A 743-nucleotide genomic window follows, 5' to 3' on the forward strand; every position below is an offset into this window, starting at 1 on the left:
TAACAATAAAAAAGAAATTTTGAAAATGTTTGATTTGATAGTAAATTTAAGATTAACAACACAGTGGTGCGAATGGTCGGAATCGAACCGACACTCCGAAACCGGAATTGGATTTTAAGTCCAACGCGTCTACCTATTCCGCCACACTCGCACTTTTGGTAGTTAATTCATATGTGTTATTAATAATAAAAATGGTGGCTCGAGACAGAATCGAACTGTCGACACAAGGATTTTCAATCCTTTGCTCTACCGACTGAGCTATCGCGCCACACATAAAGTGGTGGGAAGAGAAGGACTCGAACCTTCGAAGCCGTAGGCGGCGGATTTACAATCCGCAGGATTTGACCACTCTCCAACCTTCCCGTTGAAAAATTACTTAATGGATGGGGTAGAAGGATTCGAACCTTCGAATGACGGCACCAAAAGCCGTTGCCTTACCACTTGGCGATACCCCAATCGTTTAAGTGGCAGAATTATAGTTACTTTATCTTTAAAGTTAGCTAAAATTTTTCAGTGATTATATAAAAAGCTTAAAATTTATATGCAAGCTTAATTTGTGATGATTTTTCTTCATTTTTATGTGCTATAAATATACTTGTATTGTTATTTAAGTAGTTTGAAAAAACTGCACCACTTAATGCTCCAAGAACATTAAAAACCATATCTTCATTTGAAAACTTATCATCTGTTAATTCTTTAGCAAGTCCTGGTAATGAACCTATTGCAGTTGCATATGATATTTT

At 36.5% G+C, this 743-nt stretch carries 1 protein-coding gene and 4 tRNA genes; all 5 read right to left on the reverse strand.

The genetic code is table 11. The features are described 5' to 3' along the window. Window positions 1-64 precede the first annotated feature (64 nt). A tRNA-Leu gene (locus GBG18_RS15035) sits at window positions 65-151 on the reverse strand. Between the two features lie 41 nt (window positions 152-192). Beyond that, window positions 193-268 (reverse strand) — tRNA-Phe (locus GBG18_RS15040). 10 nt (window positions 269-278) lie between these two features. Next, a tRNA-Tyr gene (locus GBG18_RS15045) sits at window positions 279-363 on the reverse strand. 17 nt (window positions 364-380) lie between these two features. Further along, window positions 381-455 (reverse strand) — tRNA-Gln (locus GBG18_RS15050). 75 nt (window positions 456-530) lie between these two features. After that, window positions 531-743, reverse strand: a 213-nt coding sequence (locus GBG18_RS15455; protein ID WP_193311190.1) for a BRCT domain-containing protein, incomplete at its 5' end; no start/stop codon positions are given.

It is taken from the genome of Poseidonibacter ostreae (assembly GCF_009208075.1).
In the GTDB taxonomy this organism is placed as follows: Bacteria; Campylobacterota; Campylobacteria; order Campylobacterales; family Arcobacteraceae; genus Poseidonibacter; species Poseidonibacter ostreae.